Source organism: Rhizobium sp. WSM409 (assembly GCF_057653825.1).
Map to the genome: position 1 here is coordinate 412,441 of NZ_JBYGKP010000002.1, position 21,403 is coordinate 433,843.

General features: G+C 61.0%; 20 protein-coding genes. 18 read left to right on the forward strand and 2 right to left on the reverse strand.

Annotation, left to right across the window (positions count from 1 at the left end; genetic code table 11):
* Positions 1 to 92: 92 nt before the first annotated feature.
* From AC25BC_RS25470 to AC25BC_RS25555, 18 genes are all read left to right on the forward strand, one after another.
* Positions 93 to 2,129 (forward strand): NADH:flavin oxidoreductase, encoded by a 2,037-nt coding sequence (locus AC25BC_RS25470; protein WP_128438721.1) that lies wholly within the window; start codon positions 93 to 95, stop codon positions 2,127 to 2,129.
* A 48-nt stretch (positions 2,130 to 2,177) separates the two neighbouring features.
* Positions 2,178 to 2,783, forward strand: a complete 606-nt coding sequence (locus AC25BC_RS25475; RefSeq protein WP_128438720.1) for a dimethylsulfoniopropionate lyase — start codon at positions 2,178 to 2,180, stop codon at positions 2,781 to 2,783.
* A gap of 19 nt (positions 2,784 to 2,802) precedes the next feature.
* Positions 2,803 to 3,552, forward strand: a complete 750-nt coding sequence (locus AC25BC_RS25480; protein WP_128408011.1) for an electron transfer flavoprotein subunit beta/FixA family protein — start codon at positions 2,803 to 2,805, stop codon at positions 3,550 to 3,552.
* Between the two features lie 25 nt (positions 3,553 to 3,577).
* Entirely contained in the window at positions 3,578 to 4,519 is a 942-nt protein-coding gene (locus AC25BC_RS25485) for an electron transfer flavoprotein subunit alpha/FixB family protein (protein WP_221973472.1), read from the forward strand.
* A gap of 15 nt (positions 4,520 to 4,534) precedes the next feature.
* Positions 4,535 to 5,230 carry a dimethylsulfonioproprionate lyase family protein gene (locus AC25BC_RS25490; RefSeq protein WP_128439873.1) on the forward strand — a complete coding sequence of 232 codons (696 nt, stop codon included), beginning with the start codon at positions 4,535 to 4,537 and terminating at the stop codon, positions 5,228 to 5,230.
* A 151-nt stretch (positions 5,231 to 5,381) separates the two neighbouring features.
* Positions 5,382 to 6,509, forward strand: coding sequence for an S-(hydroxymethyl)glutathione dehydrogenase/class III alcohol dehydrogenase (locus tag AC25BC_RS25495; protein WP_128439872.1), 1,128 nt, complete (start codon positions 5,382 to 5,384; stop codon positions 6,507 to 6,509).
* A 3-nt stretch (positions 6,510 to 6,512) separates the two neighbouring features.
* A complete protein-coding gene (gene fghA, locus AC25BC_RS25500; RefSeq protein ID WP_128439871.1) occupies positions 6,513 to 7,349 on the forward strand; it encodes an S-formylglutathione hydrolase in 837 nt (278 codons plus the stop codon).
* Between the two features lie 54 nt (positions 7,350 to 7,403).
* On the forward strand, positions 7,404 to 7,976 hold the full coding sequence (gene gfa / locus AC25BC_RS25505) for an S-(hydroxymethyl)glutathione synthase (protein ID WP_065283259.1): 573 nt from the start codon (positions 7,404 to 7,406) through the stop codon (positions 7,974 to 7,976).
* 503 nt (positions 7,977 to 8,479) lie between these two features.
* Positions 8,480 to 9,196, forward strand: coding sequence for a GntR family transcriptional regulator (locus AC25BC_RS25510; RefSeq protein WP_003551038.1), 717 nt, complete (start codon positions 8,480 to 8,482; stop codon positions 9,194 to 9,196).
* Positions 9,193 to 10,104, forward strand: coding sequence for a dihydrodipicolinate synthase family protein (locus AC25BC_RS25515; RefSeq protein ID WP_003562211.1), 912 nt, complete (start codon positions 9,193 to 9,195; stop codon positions 10,102 to 10,104). The genes AC25BC_RS25510 and AC25BC_RS25515 overlap by 4 nt, the downstream gene beginning before the upstream one ends.
* On the forward strand, positions 10,097 to 11,614 hold the full coding sequence (locus tag AC25BC_RS25520; RefSeq protein ID WP_128439869.1) for an aldehyde dehydrogenase: 1,518 nt from the start codon (positions 10,097 to 10,099) through the stop codon (positions 11,612 to 11,614). The genes AC25BC_RS25515 and AC25BC_RS25520 overlap by 8 nt, the downstream gene beginning before the upstream one ends.
* On the forward strand, positions 11,611 to 12,957 hold the full coding sequence (locus tag AC25BC_RS25525) for an NAD(P)/FAD-dependent oxidoreductase (protein WP_128439868.1): 1,347 nt from the start codon (positions 11,611 to 11,613) through the stop codon (positions 12,955 to 12,957). The genes AC25BC_RS25520 and AC25BC_RS25525 overlap by 4 nt, the downstream gene beginning before the upstream one ends.
* Positions 12,958 to 13,034: 77 nt before the next feature.
* Positions 13,035 to 13,886, forward strand: a complete 852-nt coding sequence (locus AC25BC_RS25530) for a glycine betaine ABC transporter substrate-binding protein (protein ID WP_003562208.1) — start codon at positions 13,035 to 13,037, stop codon at positions 13,884 to 13,886.
* Positions 13,887 to 13,971: 85 nt separating this feature from the next.
* Entirely contained in the window at positions 13,972 to 15,078 is a 1,107-nt protein-coding gene (locus AC25BC_RS25535) for a quaternary amine ABC transporter ATP-binding protein (protein ID WP_432431587.1), read from the forward strand.
* Between the two features lie 5 nt (positions 15,079 to 15,083).
* The gene (locus AC25BC_RS25540; RefSeq protein ID WP_128439866.1) at positions 15,084 to 15,932 is read left to right on the forward strand and encodes an ABC transporter permease; all 849 of its coding nucleotides are present in this window, start codon (positions 15,084 to 15,086) and stop codon (positions 15,930 to 15,932) included.
* A complete protein-coding gene (locus AC25BC_RS25545; protein ID WP_003562204.1) occupies positions 15,929 to 16,780 on the forward strand; it encodes an ABC transporter permease in 852 nt (283 codons plus the stop codon). Before AC25BC_RS25540 ends, AC25BC_RS25545 begins: the two co-directional genes overlap by 4 nt.
* Before the next feature lie 16 nt (positions 16,781 to 16,796).
* Positions 16,797 to 17,795: a 4-hydroxyproline epimerase gene (locus tag AC25BC_RS25550; RefSeq protein WP_128439865.1), complete on the forward strand. Its 999-nt coding sequence runs from the start codon at positions 16,797 to 16,799 to the stop codon at positions 17,793 to 17,795.
* A gap of 55 nt (positions 17,796 to 17,850) precedes the next feature.
* The gene (locus tag AC25BC_RS25555; RefSeq protein WP_128439864.1) at positions 17,851 to 18,864 is read left to right on the forward strand and encodes a GlxA family transcriptional regulator; all 1,014 of its coding nucleotides are present in this window, start codon (positions 17,851 to 17,853) and stop codon (positions 18,862 to 18,864) included.
* Positions 18,865 to 18,983: 119 nt separating this feature from the next.
* Here AC25BC_RS25555 and AC25BC_RS25560 read toward each other — a convergent pair whose 3' ends face one another.
* Complete coding sequence (locus AC25BC_RS25560) at positions 18,984 to 20,264, reverse strand: M24 family metallopeptidase (RefSeq protein WP_128439863.1); 1,281 nt, start codon at positions 20,262 to 20,264, stop codon at positions 18,984 to 18,986.
* Between the two features lie 67 nt (positions 20,265 to 20,331).
* Complete coding sequence (locus AC25BC_RS25565) at positions 20,332 to 21,402, reverse strand: FAD-binding oxidoreductase (protein ID WP_128439862.1); 1,071 nt, start codon at positions 21,400 to 21,402, stop codon at positions 20,332 to 20,334.
* Between the last annotated feature and the right edge of the window lies 1 nt (position 21,403).

Below are 21,403 nucleotides of genomic sequence, written 5' to 3' on the forward strand. Positions count from 1 at the left end.
TCTAAAGTAACGACCCAGTTGTTTTCATTATTGACACATATGTACATTATGCTTAGCGTCCCCTCCGATGTTTTAATCCGGAACCACGGCCCATGTCGAACGATCCCCTTCTTCAGCCCTACCAGCTCAAGCATCTGACGCTGCGCAACCGTATCATCGTGACCTCCCACGAGCCGGCCTATCCGGAAGACGGCATGCCGAAGGAAAGGTATCGCGCCTATACGGTGGAGCGGGCAAAGGGGGGCGTGGCCTTGACGATGACGGCCGGCTCGGCCGCGGTGTCCAGAGACAGCCCGCCGGTCTTCAACAATCTGCTTGCCTATAAGGACGAGATCGTACCCTGGATCAGGGAAATGACCGACGCCGTGCATGAAGAGGGGGCGGCGATCATGATCCAGCTCACCCATCTCGGCCGGCGCACGCGCTGGGACAAGGGCGACTGGCTGCCGGTCGTGGCGCCATCGCATCAGCGCGAGGCGTCCCACCGCGCCTTTCCGAAAAAGATGGAAGATTGGGACATCGAGCGCATCATCAAGGATTTTGCCGATGCTGCGGAACGCATGAAGGCGGGCGGCATGGACGGTGTCGAACTGGAGGCCTACGGCCATCTGATCGACCAGTTCACGTCGCCGCTCACCAACGAGCTCGAAGGACCCTATGGCGGATCGCTCGATAACCGTTTGCGCTTCTGCCTCGACGTCTTCAAGGCGATCCGGCAAAGGGTGGGGAACGACTTCATTCTCGGAGTGCGCTATACCGCCGATGAATGTCTTCCAGGCGGCACCGGCAAGGGCGACGGCATCGAAATCTCCAAGCGCCTGAAGGCAAGCGGCCTCATCGATTACCTCAATGTGATCCGCGGCCACATCGATACCGATGCGGGTCTCACCGACGTGATTCCGATCCAGGGCATGGCGAATTCACCGCATCTCGATTTCGCCGGCGAAATTCGCGCCGCGACCAACTTTCCGACCTTCCACGCGGCGAAAATCCCTGACGTTGCCACCGCGCGCCATGCGATCGCCTCCGGCAAGGTCGACATGATCGGCATGACCCGCGCCCACATGACCGACCCGCATATCGTCCGCAAGATCATCGAAAAGCGGGAAGACGATATTCGTCCCTGCGTCGGCGCCAATTACTGTCTCGATCGCATCTACCAGGGCGGGGCCGCCTTCTGTATCCACAATGCCGCCACCGGCCGCGAACTGACCATGCCGCATATCGTGGCGAAGGCCGACGCCAAGAAAAAGGTCGTCATCGTCGGTGCCGGCCCGGCCGGTCTGGAAGCGGCGCGCGTCGCTGGAGAACGCGGCCACCAGGTCGTGGTTTTCGAAGCGGCCAACAATCCCGGCGGTCAGATCCGCCTCACCGCCCAGAGCGAGCGCCGCAGGGAGATGATCAGCATCATCGACTGGCGCATGAGCCAGTGCGAGAAATACGACGTCACCTTCCACTTCAACACCTGGGCGGAAGCCGATACCATCGAGGCCGAGAATGCCGATGTCGTCATCATCGCGACAGGCGGCTTGCCGCATACCGAGGTTCTCGCCAGCGGCAACGACCTGGTGGTCTCGTCATGGGACATCATCTCCGGCGACGTGAAGCCTGGAACCAATGTGCTGATCTTCGACGACGCCGGCGACCATGCCGGCCTGCAGGCGGCAGAGTTTCTTGCCAAGGCAGGCGCAAAGGTCGAGATCATGACGCCGGACCGGTCCTTCGCGCCCGAGGTCATGGCCATGAACCTGGTGCCCTATATGCGCTCTCTGCAGAAGCATGACGTGACCTTCACCGTCACCTACCGTCTCGAAGCCGTGGAGAAGAGCGGCAACCAGCTCGTCGCCCATGTCGGCAGCGATTACGGCGGGATCGCCAGGCAGCAGAGCTTCGACCAGATCGTCGTCAATCATGGGACCATTCCGCTCGATGATCTCTATTTCGAGCTGAAACCCAGCTCGAGCAATCTCGGCGAAATGTCGCATGATCAGCTTCTTTCCGGAGAACCTCAGTCCGTCATTCGCAATCCTGATGGCAAGTTCCAGTTGTTCCGGATCGGCGATGCGGTCGCCGCACGCAACACCCATGCCGCCGTCTATGACGGGTTGCGCATCGCAAAAGATATCTGATCGCAAGCGCGGGCCGCTTGCCGGCCGATCGTCTCCAGAGGTGATGACATGAGTTCACGCAAGGAAAGCCTCCAGATTTTCCTCGATGCGGCTTTCGTGGCTTTCGACGAGTTCGCCAAGGCCCCGGAAGCCCGCCGCTCGATCCGTCAGATTTTTGCGGCGCTGGAGCGCCCGGGGGCTGCGCGCGTGGGGGAGGGAAGCCGATTGCCGGTTTGCGCTCAGCTTGATGTGGCGCTCTCGATCGATACGGCCTATCCTTCGCTGACGCGATTGATCGACGGGTTCAAAGGCATCGAGCCAAAGCTTGAATGGCGTCAGCGCACCAAGTATGACCACACGGCCAGCGACAATTTTGTCGATGGGCATGCCAATGCGATGATTATCGGCCCGGGAGGATTGGAGGAGCGGAGCGACCTGTGGATCGGTGTGACGTTGATGGCGCCTCACGTGCGCTATCCGGATCATGATCATGCGCCCGAGGAAGTCTATCTCGTGCTTTCCGAGGGAGAGTTCCAGCAGGGGGAAGGGAACTGGTTTTCGCCTGGTATCGGCGGATCCTTCTACAATGTCCCTGACATCAAGCATGCCATGAGGTCGCTCGACACGCCGCTCTTCGCCTTCTGGGCATTACTTGCCGAACGGCCAGCAGTTTAGAAATAAAGGGGGGTTGCCCATGAAAATTCTCGTGCCAGTCAAACGGGTTGTCGACTACAACGTGAAGATCCGGGTGAAGCCGGATGGCACGGGTGTCGAGCTTGCCAATGTGAAGATGTCGATGAACCCGTTCGACGAGATCTCGGTGGAAGAAGCGCTGCGGCTGAAGGAAGCCGGCAAGGCCGAGGAAGTGGTGGTCGTTTCGATCGGGCCTGCCAAGGCCGAGGAGACGCTGCGCACCGCACTTGCCATGGGCGCCGACCGGGCGATCCTGGTCGAGACCGACGATCAGATCGAGCCGCTCACTGTCGCCAAGATCTTGAAGGCTGTCGCCGATGCCGAACAGCCGGGGCTGATCATCGTCGGCAAGCAGGCGATCGACGACGACAGCAACCAGACCGGCCAGATGCTGGCGGCGCTGATGGGAACCGCCCAAGCGACCTTCGCCTCGAAGATCGAGATCGGGGACGGCAAGGCTCAGGTGACCCGTGAAGTCGATGGCGGCCTGCAGACGATCGAGATCAAGCTGCCGGCGGTGATCACATCAGATCTGCGCTTGAACGAACCGCGTTATGCCTCGTTGCCTAATATCATGAAGGCGAAGAAGAAGCCGCTCGACAAGAAGAGCCCTGATGATTTCGGTGTCGACACCACGCCGCGCCTCAAGGTCTTGAAGACCGAGGAGCCATCGGGCCGCAAGGCCGGCGTCAAGGTCAAGTCGGTCGCCGAACTGATCGACAAGCTTAAAAACGAAGCCGGCGTGCTGTAATCAGCTTGGAACAGGAGCCATCATCATGACCATTCTTCTTCTGGCTGACCACGACAATGCCAGCCTGTCCGATCAGACCGCCAAGGCGCTGACGGCAGCATCCAAGATCGCCAAGGAACAGGCAAGCGATATTCACATCCTCGTCGCCGGCAAAGCTGCCAAGCCTGCCGCCGATGCCGCCGCCAAGCTTGCCGGCGTCTCCAAGGTGCTGCTGGCCGAAAGCGATGAACTCGCCAACAATCTGGCCGAACCGCTGGCCGACCTGATCGTCTCGCTGGCTGGCAGCTACGACACGATCCTGTCTGCCGCCACCTCGGTCGGCAAGAACGTGCTGCCGCGGGTCGCCGCTCTTCTCGATGTCGCCCAGGTCTCCGAGATCATCGAGGTGATCTCGTCAGATACCTTCAAGCGGCCGATCTATGCCGGCAATGCCATCCAGACGGTGCAGGCGAGCGATGCCAAGAAGGTGATCACCGTGCGCACCGCATCCTTCGCCTCCGCACCGGAAGGCGGCTCGGCAACGATCGAGGCGATCCCGGCGGTTTCCGATCCGGGACTGTCGACCTTCGTCAGGGACGCGCTGTCGGCCTCCGACCGTCCGGAACTGACCTCGGCGAAGATCATCATTTCCGGCGGCCGGGCGCTCGGCTCGGCGGAAAAGTTCAGGGAGGTCATCCTGCCGCTTGCCGACAAGCTCGGTGCTGCCGTCGGTGCAAGCCGTGCGGCCGTCGATGCCGGTTATGCGCCGAACGACTGGCAGGTCGGTCAGACCGGCAAGGTGGTGGCGCCGCAGCTCTATATCGCCTGCGGCATTTCAGGCGCCATCCAGCATCTGGCCGGCATGAAGGATTCGAAGGTCATCGTCGCCATCAACAAGGACGAGGAGGCGCCGATCTTCCAGGTCGCCGACTACGGATTGGTCGCCGATCTCTTCGATGTCTTGCCGGAATTGCAAAAGGCGCTCTAGCGGGGGAGACCGAACGTGGCGCGCGTCGTGGGACGTCCAATCAAACCTGGTGCCGACCTTCTTCTGAACGATGACGAAAAGCCGGCATACATACGGCTGCACGACATCGGGAGGGAGAGGCGCTCTCGGCCGCTGCAGGAATTCCTCAATGATGTCGGCGGGCTGATGTTGTCGGCCGAGGCTCCTGCCGTCGCCAGTTTCGTCGCGGGCAAGGTCCTCCAGAAACTGCTCAAGACCGGCAAGGTGCGTCCGGAGGGCGGGCCTCTTCCCGGCGCGCCGGAAGGGCTTGATGACGCCATCGGCCATCTTGCAAAATCGGGACGGAAATACGAGGCGATCGCCGGCCAGTTCCAGAGTCTCGCCGATAAGCTGCTCTGGAGACGCGGCCGCTCCGGTCCGTTCGCAAGCCTGAATTTTGGCAATACGCACTCCCACGCAGTCTTGGTCGGTCCCGGCGGCATGGAGGAACGCGCCGATCTCAGGGTCGGCGTGATCTATATGGATCGCTATACAAGATTTCCCGATCATGTTCAGACGCAGCCCCGCGCCTTCATTCTGCTTTCGCCGGGTGAAATCCGCCTTGGCGATTCCCATTGGTTCTCCGCCGATATCGGTACGGTCTTTGCGAATGACGCCGGCGAATCCTTCGCGATAAGATGCACAGCCCGGCCGCTGCTGGCGGTCTGGTGCCAGGTTGAGCGGGAGAGGTGATAGGCCCTTGGCGACAATGAGCCTGAGATGAATGAAAAGCGCGAAGGCGAGAGCATGATATCTCGGCTGTGACGCAGCAGCAAATCGGTGAGAAGCCGGCCCCTTCGAATATGTAAGCATCAGAATTCAATTTAAGAGGAAGGATATCAAAATGGACGTTCGCGCCGCCGTTGCCGTTCAGGCAGGAAAACCGCTCGAAGTGATGACCGTGCGACTGGAAGGGCCGCGGGCCGGCGAAGTGCTGGTGGAGGTCAAGGCGACCGGCATCTGCCACACCGATGATTTCACTTTGTCGGGCGCCGATCCGGAAGGCCTCTTCCCGGCGATCCTCGGCCATGAAGGCGCCGGCATCGTCGTCGATGTCGGTCCAGGCGTCACCTCGGTAAAGAAGGGCGACCACGTCATTCCGCTCTACACCCCGGAATGCCGCGAGTGCTATTCCTGCACCTCGCGCAAGACCAATCTCTGCACCTCGATCCGCGCGACCCAGGGCCAGGGCGTGATGCCGGACGGAACCAGCCGCTTCTCGATCGGCAAGGACAAGATCCATCACTATATGGGCTGCTCGACCTTTTCGAACTTCACCGTGCTGCCGGAGATCGCCCTTGCCAAGGTCAATCCCGACGCGCCGTTCGACAAGATCTGCTACATCGGCTGCGGTGTCACCACCGGCATCGGCGCGGTCATCAACACCGCCAAGGTGGAGATGGGCGCGACGGCGATCGTCTTCGGCCTCGGCGGCATTGGCCTCAACGTGCTGCAGGGTCTGCGTCTTGCCGGTGCTGACATGATCATCGGCGTCGATATCAACCCTGACCGCAAAGCCTGGGGCGAAAAGTTCGGCATGACCCACTTCGTCAATCCGAAGGAGGTCGGCGACGACATCGTGCCCTATCTCGTCAACCTGACGAAGCGCCACGGCGATCTGATCGGCGGGGCCGACTACACGTTCGACTGCACCGGCAACACCAAGGTGATGCGCCAGGCGCTGGAAGCCTCGCACCGCGGCTGGGGCAAGTCGATTATCATCGGCGTTGCCGGCGCCGGCCAGGAAATCTCCACCCGTCCGTTCCAGCTGGTCACCGGCCGCAACTGGATGGGCACCGCCTTCGGCGGCGCGCGCGGGCGCACCGATGTGCCGAAGATCGTCGACTGGTACATGCAGGGCAAGATCCAGATCGATCCGATGATCACCCACACCATGCCGCTCGAAGACATCAACAAGGGTTTCGAGCTGATGCACAAGGGCGAAAGCATCCGCGGCGTGGTCGTGTACTGAGCCATGAAGACGATCTCGACCGAAAATTGTCATGGCGGCACCCAGGGCGTTTACGTCAATCGCTCGGATGTCTGCCAATGCGACATGACCTTTGCGGTATTCCTGCCGCCGCAGGCCAAAGCACGCAAGCTGCCGGTTCTATGGTACCTTTCCGGTCTGACCTGCACCCATGCGAACGTCATGGAAAAGGGAGAGTATCGGCGTCTTGCCGCAGAACTCGGCATGATCATCGTCTGCCCCGATACCAGTCCGCGGGGCGATGCCGTCCCGGACGAACCTGGCAATTGGCAGTTCGGCAAGGGTGCCGGCTTCTATCTCGACGCCACCGAGCCGCCATTCGCACAGAACTATCGGATGTACAGCTACGTCGTCGATGAATTGCCCAAGCTTATCGCGGCCGAGTTTCCGGTCGACATGGACCGACAGGGCATCTTCGGTCACTCGATGGGCGGACACGGCGCGATGACGATTGCGCTCAAGAACCCCGGACGCTTCGGCAGTTGCTCGGCTTTTGCGCCGATCAGCCATCCCTCGGTCTCCGGCTGGTCAAAGCCGGCATTCCAGAAATACCTCGGATCGGATGAGACGGCCTGGCGGGCATATGATGCCTGCTCGCTGATCGAAGACGGGCACCGGTTCCCGGAATTCCTCGTCGACCAGGGCACGGCGGATAGCTTCCTGGAGGATGGATTGCGCCCCGAAGAGCTCAGGCAAGCGTGCGAGACGGCTGGCATCAGCCTGCGGCTTCGCATGCAGGAAGGCTACGGCCACTCCTACTTCTTCATTTCGACATTCATGGAAGACCATCTGCGCTGGCACGCGCGGAGATTGGGAGACTGATTGCAGAGCTTGGCCGGGCATATCGCAAACGGCCCAGAAGGGGAGGAGAAACCCATGACCAGCATAGCCATACATCCGGCAGTGGATTCAGGCTTTCGTGCGACTGACGCAGCTTTCGCAGGCGGGACGCTCGTCTGCAAGTGCGCCAGCAACCCCGTGAAGGTCAGGATCAAGAGCGACATCGCCCATAATCACGCCTGCGGCTGCACGAAATGCTGGAAGCCCGAGGGTTTCGTCTTTTCAGTGGTGGCAGTTGCGCCGACCGAAAGCGTCGAAGTTCAAGAGAATGGCGACAAGCTCGCCGTCGTCGATTCCACCGCCTTGATCCAGCGCCACGCCTGCAAGGAATGCGGCGTGCATATGTATGGGCCGGTCGTGCGCGAACATCCGTTCCAGGGATTGTCGTTCGTCCATCCGGAACGCTTTCAGGAAAGCGGCTGGGCGAAACCGGGCTTTGCGGCCTTCGTGTCGTCGATCATCGAAAGCGGCTTCGACCCCGCGAAGATGGACGCCGTCAGGGCGCAGTTGAGGACGTCCGGCCTCGAGCCTTACGATTGCCTAAACCCTGGCCTGATGGACTACATCGCAACCTGGATGGCCAAGAAGAGCGGCGTCCTGGCTGCGTGATTGGCTAAAGCAATACCCAGCAAAAGTGCGCCGCGGTTTTGCGTCCGGGATTGCGTAAAAACAAAAGAGAGCATTTCCGTGACTTGAGAGAAAGCGGAAATGCTCGGGGAACGCCAAGCCGGCGCTCCCCGACAAAACCGCCGCTATCCGGATATCGAGATACTCCGTGATGCCGCGCGCCGGCCTGCCGGCGGCCAGGCTTCCGACGCCTGATGATCAAGGTTGATGCGCATAAAAACCGCATCAGCCTCGACTGCATAGAAATCCTCGCAGACCTGCCACCATAATCCGCTTGGGAAACTTCGCGTTGGCCGCCGCCGCGCAACGGCGATCCTTGAAACAGCGCTTTGAAATGACGCCTGACGCGCGCCCGGGACGCTTTGCTCGGCATCATTGTGTATTTAAGAAATACTCATTGTGTACGCAGAGTACACAATTGTTGACTCGCCGCGGGAGGCGTGCCATCTTCACGGCGTAGAGCAACCAGCGGCCGGAGAGCGACGATGGCGAAGACACCGAAGAGCAATCTCTACGAAGATCTGAAACGGCAGATTCTGACGATGGAGCTGGATCCGGATGCCGATCTGGACGAGGCCAGTTTGAGCGAAAAATACGGCCTCTCGCGGACGCCGGTCCGCGACATATTCCGTCGCCTTGCCGGTGAGGGCTATATCGACATCCGCGAGAACAGGGGCGCGCGGGTCATCCCGATGAACCACTCCACCCTGCGAAATTTCTTTCTTGTTGCGCCGATGATCTACGCGGCGATCGGCCGCCTCGCAGTGCAGAACTTCAAGCCTACTCAGCTTTCAGACCTGAAGCAGACCCAGGAGCGGTTCCGCGCCGCGAGCGAGAACATGGACGCTCTGGCGATGGTCCTCGAGAACAATCGCTTTCACGAAATCTTCGGCGAAATGTCGGGCAACGTCTATCTGCAGCCGAGTCTCGGCCGGCTGCTCATCGACCACGCGCGCATCGGCCACACCTTCTTCCGGCCGAGGAACGAGGACATGAAGCGGCGGCTTCAAGTGGCCGTCGGCCATCATGACAGCTTCATCGACGCGCTCGGCGCTCACGACGAAAACGCCGTCGTCGACCTCGTCTTCGAACACTGGGAATTGTCCCGCGAGAACATGGAAATGTTCATCGCCCCGCAAGGCCTCAAGGCGGACGCCTTCCTCGGCGGCCCCGCCACGCAATTATTGGAGAAATCGTCGTGAAGTTTGAGGGGATCTATACGCCGGCGGTGACGCCGCTCGACCAAAATGGTCAGATCGACAGGGCTGGATTTGCCGCCGTGCTCGAATCGCTGATCGAGGCGGGCGTCCACGGCATCATCGTCGGCGGCTCGACGGGCGAGTACTACGCCCAGAGCAGCCAGGAGCGTTTCGAGCTCGCCGCCTATGCGAGGGACGTCATCGGCACGCGGCTGCCGCTCATTATCGGAACCGGCGCCACGCGGACCGAAGATTCGGTCGAATACGCAAAGGCGGCCAAGGAAATCGGCGCGGACGCGATCTTGGTGTCCTCACCGCCATACGCGCTGCCGACCGAACGCGAGAATGCGGTCCACGCCCTGACCGTCGACCGCGCGGCGAACCTGCCGATCATGCTCTACAACTATCCGGCCCGCATGGGCGTGATGATGGGCGAGGAGTATTTCTCCCGCCTCGGCAAGTCGAAGAACGTGATCGCCATCAAGGAAAGCTCCGGCGACATGGGCAATCTGCACCTGCTTGCCCGGAAATTTCCGCATATTGCGCTGTCCTGCGGCTGGGACGACCAGGCGCTCGAATTCTTCGCCTGGGGCGCGAAGAGCTGGGTCTGCGCCGGCTCCAATTTCCTCCCGCGCGAACATGTCGCCCTCTATGAGGCCTGCGTGCTCGAAAAGAATTTCGACAAGGGTCGCGCGATCATGATGGCGATGCTGCCGCTCATGGATTTCCTGGAATGCGGGAAGTTCGTTCAATCGATCAAGCACGGATGCGAATTGATCGGGCTGAATGTCGGATCGGTCCGCGCGCCGCTGCGTCCGCTCAACTCCGAAGAAAAGCGAACCCTTCAGACCGTCGTCGCCACGTTGAAGCGCACGGTCGCCCAGATCACCTCGGGAGCAAATCATGCATGAACCCTTGACCGCCTCCGAATACAAGGCGATCGCCGCCGGCCTTCAGTTTCCAGCGAATGCCTTCATCGACGGCGCATTTCGTCCGGCCAATTCCGGGCAGACATTCACCTCGACGAATCCCGCGACGGGCGAGGTTCTCGCCGAGATCGCCGCATGCGACGCCACCGATGTCGACGCCGCCGTCGCCAAGGCAAAGCAAGCCTTCGACGACGGCCGCTGGCGGCTGCGTTCGCCAGGTGAACGCAAGGCGGTGCTCCTCAAGCTCGCCAGGCTGCTGGAGGACAATCGTCACGAACTCGCCGTCATGGAGAGCCTCGATAGCGGCAAGCCGGTCGGCGAATGCCAGGCGGTCGATGTTCCCGATACCATTCACACGATCCGTTGGCACGCCGAACTGATCGACAAGCTTTATGACAACACCGCGCCTGTCGGCGCCAACGCACTGACGATGATCGTGCGTGAGCCGGTCGGCGTCGTCGGATGCGTGCTTCCGTGGAATTTTCCGCTTTTGATGCTGGCCTGGAAGATCGGCCCGGCGCTTGCTGCCGGCTGCTCGGTGATCGTCAAGCCTGCACAGGAGACGACGCTCACCACGCTGCGCGTTGCCGAGCTTGCCCATGAAGCGGGCATTCCAGCCGGCGTGTTCAATGTCGTGACCGGCGGCGGCAAAGAGGTCGGCGAGCCGATCGGCATGCACATGGATGTCGATATGGTGGCCTTCACCGGATCGACGCCCACCGGGCGCCGCTTCCTGCGCTATGCAGCGGACTCGAACCTCAAGCGCGTCGTGCTCGAATGCGGCGGCAAGAACCCCGCCGTCGTTCTCGACGATGCCGAAGACCTGGACCTCGTTGCCGAGCAGGTCGTCAACGGCGCCTTCTGGAACATGGGCGAGAACTGCTCGGCCACGTCGCGTCTCATTGTTCATTCCAAGGTCAAGGACGAGCTGCTGAAGCGCATCGGCGCCTATATGCGCGAATGGAAGACGGGCGATCCGCTCGACCCTGCAAACCGCATAGGCGCGCTTGTCAGCAAGGCCCATTTCGAGAAGGTGAAATCCTTCCTCGACGACGCCAGGAAGGAGAAGCTGACGGTCACCCACGGTGGTGAAACGCATGGCGGCATCTTTATCGAACCGACAGTGGTCGAGGGTGTGACGCCTGCCAGCCGTCTTTTCCAGGAAGAGATCTTCGGGCCGGTGCTTTCGGTCACCACCTTCAATTCGCTTGCCGAAGCAATCGCTCTAGCCAATGACACGAATTACGGTCTGACGGCGTCCGTCTATACCGGCAGCCTGAGGAACGCCATCAAGCTCGCGCGCGAGATTCGCGCCGGCGTCGTCACCGTCAACTGCTTCGGAGAAGGCGACGCCAGTACGCCGTTTGGCGGCTACAAGGAGTCCGGCTTCGGCGGCCGCGACAAGTCGGTCTTTGCCCATGACAACTACTGCGAACTGAAGACCATCTGGATCGATGTCTCGGAACGCTCTGTCGACGAGACCATCCGATGACCCGCCATGTGATCAAGCGCTTGCCGATCGACACCGGCGTTTCGGGATGGGAGGCGATCAGCGAACGCGCCTTTCCCGCAACAGCGCTTGAGCACGACATGACCGCGGACTGGCTAATCGTCGGCGGGGGGTTTGCCGGCTTGTCGGCGGCGCGCCGCCTTTCGCAACTGCGCCCTGAGGACAAGATCGTTGTCCTCGAGGCTCGCGAAGTCGCCAAGGGACCGGCCGGGAGGAATTCCGGCTTCATGATCGACGTGCCGCACAATCTGTCCTCAGGCGAATATTCGGTGGCCGACGAAGAGGCGACCAAGGACGAGATCAGGCAGAACCGTCTGGCGATTTCCTTCGCAGCCGATGTCGCGGCGGAATACGGCTTGTCCAGGGAAACCTTCGATCCGTCGGGCAAGGTGAATGCGGCCGCCTCCGAGCGGGGGCTCGGGCTTAACGACAACTACAGGAAGTCGCTCGAAAAGATTGGCGAGGAGCATCGCGTTCTCGATGCCGATCAGATGCGGGAGATGACCGGCTCGCGCTATTATCGCGGAGGGCTCTTTACGCCAGGCGCCGTGATGATCCAGCCGGCCGACTATATCCGCGGCCTGGCGCGCGGACTTAGCTCGAAGGTCGTCATCCACGAGCACTCGCCGGTGCTGGAGCTTTCGCGCGAGGGCAGGTCCTGGAAGGCGAAATCCGGCCGCGGATCTGTTTCCGCGCCGAAGGTCATTCTCGGCGTGAACGGCCATATTCAAAGCTTCGGCCATTTTCGCGGACGGCTGATGCACATCTTCACCTACGCGTCGATGACATCAGCCTTTTCCCAGAACGAGTTCGGCGGCGATGTCACCGGCGCAGATCGTTGGGCGCTGCTGCCGGCCGACCCGATGGGAGCGACGGTCAGAAAGATCACCACCGATGGCCGTTCGAGAATCGTCATCAGGACCAGGTTCACCTATGACCCGAGCCTCCAGGTGTCGGAGAAGCGGGTCGCCGGCGTGGCGGCCGAGCAGCGCCGGTCATTCGACGCGCGCTTTCCCGGACTGGAAAGCCTGCCGATGGAATATAGCTGGGCTGGTGCTCTCTGCCTCAGCAGAAACCATGTGCCAGCATTCGGCGAGGTCGAAGAGGGGCTTTTTTCCGCCTGCTGCGAGAATGGTCTCGGCACTGTCAAGAGCACGCTCGCAGGGATGATGGCGGCCGATCTGGCTGCCGGCGCGGGTAGCCCCGAACTCGACCGATACAGGAACCAGCCGGAACCGAGCAAATTACCTCCCGAGCCCTTTGCGTGGCTGGGGGTCAATTCGGTTATCCGCTTTCAGGAATTGCGTGCAGGCCGCGAGGGATGATCCCTCGCCGCGCAATATGAAGACTGCCCGCTCGCAGACTTCAATGACAATGGGAACGAAAAACAGGAGTAAGAACAATGAAGACTTTGTGGAAGGCGCTCTGCGCCGCTGCGATGATCGGGGTCAGCATCCTTCCTGCTCGCGCGGAAGAAAAGACGATCACCATGGGCACGATGTCGTGGGAGGACCTGACGCCCATCACCGGTATCACCAAGAAAGTTCTCGAAGACGCCGGCTATACGGTCAAGGTGACCGAGTTCTCCGAATGGGGCATCGCCTATGCCGCTCTCGCCAAGGGTGACATCCAGGTCCTCACCTCGCAGACGGACTATGTTGCGCAAGACTACTGGGACAAGAACAAGAACCGGCTCGAGAAGATCTCACCCGTTTCGCACGGCCTCTATCAGGGCGTCGCGGTTCCTAAATATGTCCCGATCGACTCGCTGGAACAGCTCAACGAAAACGCCGACAAGTTCAGCGGCAAGATCATCGGTATCGAACCGGGCGCCGGCCTGATGCGCGATACTTCGAACGCGGTCAAGGATTATGGCCTCAAGCTCCAGCTCGTCGAGGGCAGCACCGCCGCGATGACGGCGGCGCTGAAGTCCGCCTATGATCGCAAGGAGTGGATTGCGGTGACGATCTGGGAGCCGTCATGGATGGTCCAGAAGTACGAGGTCAAGTACCTCAAGGATCCGAAGGGCGTATTCCCGCCGCCGCAGAGCTATTACTGGATCGGCCATAAGGGCTTCTCCGCAGAGAACCCGCATGCGCGTGAAGTGATGGCCAGTGTCTACGTGCCGATTGCCGACATCACCGCCATCAACGGCGCAGTCAATGAAGGCAAGACCATGGACCAGGCCGTGCAGGATTGGATCGGCGCGCATGCCGACCTGATCAAGCGCTGGGAAAACATCAAGAAGAACTAAACGCGTCGTGGCCGTCCGATCCGTCGGGCGGCCACCCTGAAACCTAATGAAGAAGCCAGCGCTGAATGGCTCGATGGGGATCGCTATGAAAACCGTAAATGCCGATATCAATGACGTCCTGATCGACTGCCGATCCCTTTGGAAAGTCTTCGGTGACAAGTCCGCTGCGGCAATGAAGTCGATCAAGGAGCGCGGCCTCGGCAAAAAAGAGGTCCTGAAGGAGTTCAACTGCGTCGTCGGCGTGTCCGACGCGAGCATTGAGGTCCGGCGCGGCGAAATCTTCTGCATCATGGGCTTGTCGGGAAGCGGAAAATCGACACTCATCCGCCTTCTCAACAAGCTGATCACGCCGAGCTCGGGCAAGGTCCTCGTCAAGGGACGCGACCTCGCCGCCCTGTCGCCGGTCGATCTCCGGCAGATGCGCGCCAGGAACATCGGCATGGTGTTTCAAAGCGTCGCTCTGTTGCCGCATCGGACGGTCCTCGAAAATGCGGCCTTCGGCCTCGAGGTTCAGGGAATTGCCAAGCCGGAGCGAAACAAGACCGCCGTTGCAGCGCTCGAGAAGGTCGGCCTCGCCGACTGGGTGAGCCGATATCCGAACGAGCTTTCCGGCGGCATGCAGCAACGCGTCGGGCTGGCCCGCGCGCTTGCTTCCGACCCCGAGATCATCCTGATGGATGAGCCGTTCAGCGCTCTTGATCCACTCATACGGCGTCAACTTCAGGACGAATTCCGGCAGCTGACGAAAGCCTTGGGCAAATCCGCGGTGTTCATCACCCATGATCTCGACGAGGCGATCCGGATCGGCGATCGCATTGCGATCATGAAGGACGGCGTCATCATCCAGACCGGCACGGCCGAGGAAATCATCCTCAACCCGGCGGATGCCTATGTCGCCGAATTCGTCGCCGGCATATCCCGCCTTCATCTGATCAAGGCGCATTCCGTCATGCGCAGCGTCGCAGAATTCCAGCAGAGCGCGCCGCATTCCGACATCGCGTCGCTGGCGCGCACGACGCCGGACGCTGATATCGACGAACTCATCACATTGACGATGCAGTCGGAGCGCGATGCCATCGCGGTCGTCGACAATGATCAGATCGTCGGCGTGGTGACGCCACGCAGCCTGCTGATGGGCGTCAAGGGAACCTCCACCCACGATCTCACGCCGGCGTCCCACAACTGGAGCTGATTGACATGGATAGTTCAGGCTTCACCGATCTTTTTGACGAATGGACGGACGCCGCGCTCGAGTGGGTGAGCGACAATGGCGAATTCCTTTTCGATTCTATCAGACAGCTTCTCGAAGGACTCTATGACGGGATCCTCTGGCTCCTGCAGCTTCCGCCTTTCTACCTGATCGCGCTGATCGTGGCGCTCATCGGCTGGCGGTTGGTCAATGTCTGGTTCGCTCTGCTGAGCGGCGCTGCACTGGCGCTTTGTTTTTCCATGGGCCTCTGGCCAGAGACGATGAGCACGCTGGCGCTGGTATTGACCGCAACCGCACTCGCCCTGGCGATCGGGATCCCAATCGGTATTGCCGCCGGATTTTTCCCCGCCCTCGATCGATTCATGGAGCCCGGCCTGGATCTTATCCAGACGCTTCCGCCATACATCTATCTGCTGCCGGCGATCGCCCTGCTCGGCTACGGACCGGCGACGGCACTGATCGCGACGGTGATCGTCGCCGTGCCGCCGGCGATCCGCCTGACGTCTCTCGGTATCCGGATGACGCCCAAGGAGTTCAGCGAACTTGGAGAGGCGCTCGGGATGACGCCGGCGAAGATGTTTTTCAAGATCCGCCTTCCCTTTGCGCTGCCGAGCATCATGGCAGGCATAAACCAGAGCCTGATGATGGCCTTCGGCATGGTCGTCATCGCCGGCATCGTCGGCTCCGGCGGGCTTGGCGAGACGATCTATGGCGCGATCAGAACGCTCGACATCGCGACCTCTATCAATGGAGCGATCGCCATCGTGGTACTGACCATGGTGCTTGACCGGATAACCCAGAGCGCGGCTCGCTTTGGAACGGGGAGGAAGTCATGAACCCATCCATCCTGCAGTTTTCGCCCGGCGCTTTCCTGGCGCCGTCAGTCGATTGGCTCAACACCAACCTGCATCCGCTGTTTGCGGCGATCAGCTATCTGATCGAAGCGGTTCTTTCCGGATTCGAGGCGCTCCTCCTCTTCGTGCCGCCCTATGGGCTTATCGCGATCGTCGTCGTCCTGGCATTCGTCGCCGTCGGTCTGCGCGCCGCGATCCTCGCGGGGCTTTGCCTGGGGTTCTGTCTCCTCATGGGACTGTGGACGGCATCGATGCAGACCCTCTCCCTGGTCACTGTCGCGGTTCTGATCTCCGTGCTTATCGCCTTCCCGGTCGGCGTCCTGTGCTCGCGCCACAAGACATTGGAGGCAATGGTTCGCCCGGTTCTCGACGTGATGCAGACCGTGCCGCCGTGGGTCTATCTCATTCCTGCGGTGATGATCTTCAGCCTTGGACGGGTGCCGGCAATCATCGCCACCATCGTTTATGGCATTCCGCCGATGCTCCGCCTGACCACGCTGGCGTTCAACCAGGTGCCGAGAGAATTCGTGGAACTCGGCAGCGCCATCGGCGCGCCTCCCAGCTCGGTGCTTTGGAAGATCGAGATCCCCTTGGCCAGGCAGACGCTCCTGGTTGGGCTCAACCAATGCATCCTTCTGTCGCTGGCGATGGTCGTATTGGCCGGGCTCGTCGGCGCCGGCGGTCTCGGCGCCGAGGTAACGCGCGGCCTGACGCGCATGGAGATGGGGCTTGGCCTGCGGGCGGGCCTGGCGATCGTTGCTGTCGCCCTTCTGCTCGACCGACTGTCCCGCGGCCTGCTCGACCGTGACAGGCCACGGAAGGCAGGATGAGCAAGGACATGAAAAGGTGAGAAACAGCTTCTTCTGTATCGATGCGCATACCTGCGGCAATCCCGTCCGCCTCGTCGCTGGAGGCGGTCCGCTGCTTCCGCATGCGCCGATCGGTGAGCGTCGGGAGATTTTTGTCCGGGACCATGACTGGGTGCGCCAGGCGCTGATGTTCGAGCCAAGGGGGCACGACATCATGTCAGGCGCGATCATCTATCCGGCCTATCGGGAGGATTGCGATTTCGCCGTTCTTTTCATCGAGGTGAGCGGCTGTCTGCCGATGTGCGGCGCCGGCACCATCGGCACCGTGACCGCCGCGATCGAGGAGGGGATCGTCAAGCCGCGGGAGCCCGGCCGGGTTGCCATCGAGACGCCTGCAGGAAGGGTCGACGTCACTTATGAGGAGAAGGGCGGATATGTCGAATCCGTTCGTCTCCACAACGTTGCGAGCTATCTTCATGAGGCTGATGTCGACGTCGACGTGCCGGGAATGGGCCGTCTGCGCGTCGACATCTCCTATGGCGGCAACTATTATGCGGTCATCGAACCGCAAGACAATTGGAGCGGGCTCGACGGCATGACCGCATCCGACATTGTCGGTTGCAGCCAGAAGCTCAGGTCAGCACTTGCCGATATCTGCGATCCCATTCATCCCGACGACGCCAGGATCCGCGGCGTGCATCATGCCATCTGGTGTGATCGCCCCGTCAACGACACTTCGGATGGACGTTGCGCGGTCTTCTATGGCGAGAAGGCCATCGATCGCTCGCCGGGCGGCACCGGCACTTCCGCCCGCATGGCCCAGCTCTATGGGAAGGGACGGCTTACCGTCGGGTCGAGATACCGGCATGAAAGCCTGATCGGAACCGTCTTCGAGGGCCGGGTCGAAGCCGAGGCACGCATTGGGCCCTATAGCGGTATTCTTCCAAGCATTGGAGGCTGGGCACGCGTCATCGGCCACAACACCATTTTCGTTGACGATAGGGATCCGCTAGCGCATGGCTTTCAGATCCGATGAGCGCGTTTTCGTCTGAAAAGACGGGCGGTGCGGTAAGAGCGGCGAGGAGATGACTATGCGACCCGAGCAGCATCGACAGGCAGACGACGCCGCGAAGTCGGCTGGCCGGCTCAAGGTCGGCGTCGTTCTTGCGCGATCCTTCACGCTGTCCGCTTTCGCGCTCTTCGTGGACACGCTACGGCTTGCCAGCGACGAGCAGGATCGTTCCGGAAGGGTCCTTGCCGACTGGCAGGTGATCGGCAGCACGCGGCACCTGATCACCGCGAGCTGCGGTGTCCAGGTCGCTCCGACGTCCGATTTCGTCGATCCGTCGAAGTTCGATTACATCGTGGTCGTCGGCGGCCTTCTGACGGTGGAAAACCCTGTCGACCAGGAGACCATCGCTTTTCTCAAGCAGGCGGACGCCAAGAAGGTGCCGCTGATCGGCGTGTGTACGGGGTCGTTCATTCTTGCTGCGGCAGGCCTGATGAAACGGCACGAATGCTGTGTGAGCTGGCTGCACTACAAGGAGTTTCGGGAGCGGTTTCCCGACCTCAGCGTTCGTTCCGATCGGCTCTTCAATCTCGATCGCCAGCGCGGATCCTGCGCAGGCGGCAGCAGTTCGGCCGACATGGCGGCATTGCTGGTCAGGAAATGCATCAGCCGCGACGCCGAACGAAACGCGTTGGAGGTCCTTCAGATCGAAAAGGCCCGAACTTCAGCGGATATACAGCCCCGGCGTCCGCTCTACGACGACTATGACGACGCCCGCGTCAAGGCGGCAATGATTACGATGGAACAGTTCGTCGATGGCAGCATGTCTATACAGAAGCTTGCCGCCACGGTTGGCCTGTCACGGCGCCAACTGGAGAGGATCTTCATCGACAAGACGGGAATGTCTCCCGCCAAGGCCTATAATCGTGTTCGCATGGAGCGGGCAAAATCGATCCTTGCCCAGTCGAAGGCGCCAATGATCGAGATCGCGCTGGATGTCGGCTTTGAAAACGCCTCGCAGTTCACCAGAACCTTCAAGCGCACATTCGGGCAAACGCCGTCGCAGCATCGCGCAGCCGCTTCGAGAGCGCACTAGAACAGGATGATTTTAGGCGGGGTCGGCCTAAAAGCTGAATCCTGTTCTACATTAAATAGTTAGAGCATGATGTCGTCCGAAAACCGCTCACACTTTTCGGCATCATGCTCTAGGCCTATTCAGATCTCTTCCCACGGAAATGTGTCCAGCCGCTCCGCTCCCCTTGCCGTGATCAGAGCCTGAGTTTCCAGCTTGATGCTCTCGGATCCGGCTTCGGCAATCAGGCTTTCGACGTTAAGCACCATGCCCTCCTCGATGATGCCGCTGAAATCCGGGTCGAAATCCGGATGCAGAAGGATCCCCGGCCATTCGTCCGCCATTCCGGTTCCGTGCAGAGCAAGCGTGTATCGATAAGGCTGGTATTTCTCCGGAATCCGCCACGACAGCGCGTTGAACTCCGCAAAGGTCATGCCGGGTTTCAGGATTGCGAGATTGTGCTCGATCTGATCCCTGGCAGCGGCGTAGAGTTCCTTCTGCCTGGCGTTCATCGCGACGTGTCCCGCTGTCCACGATCGCGAGAGATCGGCGCAATAGCCGTATGGTCCGATCATATCGGTGTCGAAGGATATCATCTCCCCGCGTTTGACCACGTAGTCCGAACATTCCTGATGCCAGGGGTTTGTTCTCGGGCCCGCGGTCAAGAGCTTGGTCTCGAGCCACTCGCCGCCACTGCGCGCGTTTTCGAAGTGAAGCTCGGCCCAGATCTCTCTTTCGGTGCGGCCGGGCTCGGACACCTCGTACATCCGCGCCATGCCCGCTTCGCAGACACGGATCGTCCATCTCATCAGCTCGATTTCCTCAGTGCTCTTGATGGATCGCGCCCGCTCGGCCAGTTCCTGACCGTCTAAGAGCGTGAAGCCGCGTTCCCGCAATTCGAACGCCCCGGCGGGTTCGAGCCTGTCCACGGCCACGCGCTTGTTGCCGCCATTGCGGCTCACGAGGTCCGCGACCTCGTCCGTCCAGGCTTTCAGGCGGGGTTCTATAAGGTTGCCTGATGTGAAGAATATCCAGGATTTCGCCGGCCGGATCTCGTCGATGCCGGGAAGCCCGACATTGACGTGTTCGGCGCCTTCGAATTCGAAAAGTATCGCCGGACCATCGGCCAGGATCAGAGCGTAGCGCGAGGCGTTGTGCATCGTCCAGATGCTCATATTCGATGAATCGAAGGCATATCGGATGTTGACGGGATCGTAGAGAAGCAGGGCGCCGCAATCCCATTCGCGCATCTTCGTGCGCAGGCGTCCCAGACGATAGCGGCGAGCCCGATCGAGTGTCGTGGCCGGCAAAGGACTGATAAGAGGCCGATCCGCTCCCTCAGGATTGAGATATGCCTGCTTTCGCTCATCCTTGAAGACTGCCGGGCCGGCCAACTCGGCGGAATCGCTTTCCTCTCGCAACATTTCAGTGAGCCCCTGTTGTCGGTGAATGACGCGGCGTACCGGGCGCTCAGCGCTCAGCGCTCAGCGCTCAGCGCTCGATGACGAGATCGCTGAGCGGCTTGGAGCAGCAGGGCAGAAAGAAGCCGGCGTCGATTTCCCTCTGACGAATTCCGCCATTGTGGTTCATGTCGACCGTGCCTGACGTAAGCTTCGACTTGCAGGTGCCGCAGACGCCATTCGCACAGGACGACGGGATCCTGACGCCTGACTTCTTGGCACAAGAGAGCACGCTCTGGTCGCCTGTTACCTCGATGCTGCGGGCCTGTTTCGAGAAGGTGACCTGAAAGACCCTCGTAGCTGCCTCCTGAACCGCGGGGATCTCGGCTTCGTCGATGACCGCCGCGTCGAAGCTTTCCTCCAGGTAGTTTGAGGCGGCGACGCCGAGCTCGGCGGCAATGCCGCGCGCGGCGGCCATGAACGGGGCGGGGCCGCAGCACATCACGGTTCGCTCGGCGATATCGGGAACTGCCAACCGCATATAATCTTTCGAAATGCGACCGGTCAGACCGGGCCAGGACGGCTCGCCGGCCACGGTCTCCGGGAGGAACTGGAGGCGAAGGCCTTTCAGCCTGCGGGCGATGCAGGCCAGTTCGTCGCGAAAGATCAGATCCTGTGGCGTCCGGCCGGCGTGCATGAAGACGACGTCGGCGGGTTCGCAACTGTCGGCGATCTCCCGCAGAATGGACATGACGGGGGTAATGCCGGAGCCGCCGGACAAAAGCAGAAGCTTGCGTCCCGACGTCTCGGGCCTGACAAAGTGGCCGAGCGGCCCGTTCGCCTTGACGGTCGCGCCGGGAACCAGGGTGTCATGAAGCCAGTTGGAGATCTTTCCGCCGGGAACGCGCTTCACCGTCACGGAGAAGGCGTTTGTCCGATGCGGCGAGGAGGAGATGCTGTAGCACCTGTTTTCAGCGTCTCCACTATGTTCCAGGTCGAACAGAAAATACTGCCCGGCCTTGAACGCGAACCGCTTGCCTTCGCGCGATGCGAAGGTGAATGTCTTGACGTCGTGGGTTTCCTGCTGGACGTCGAGGCAGATGAGCGCGTCGTCTTCCTCCGGGTTCCAGACGTCGTGAAGGGCGGCCCTGGCTACGGGCATC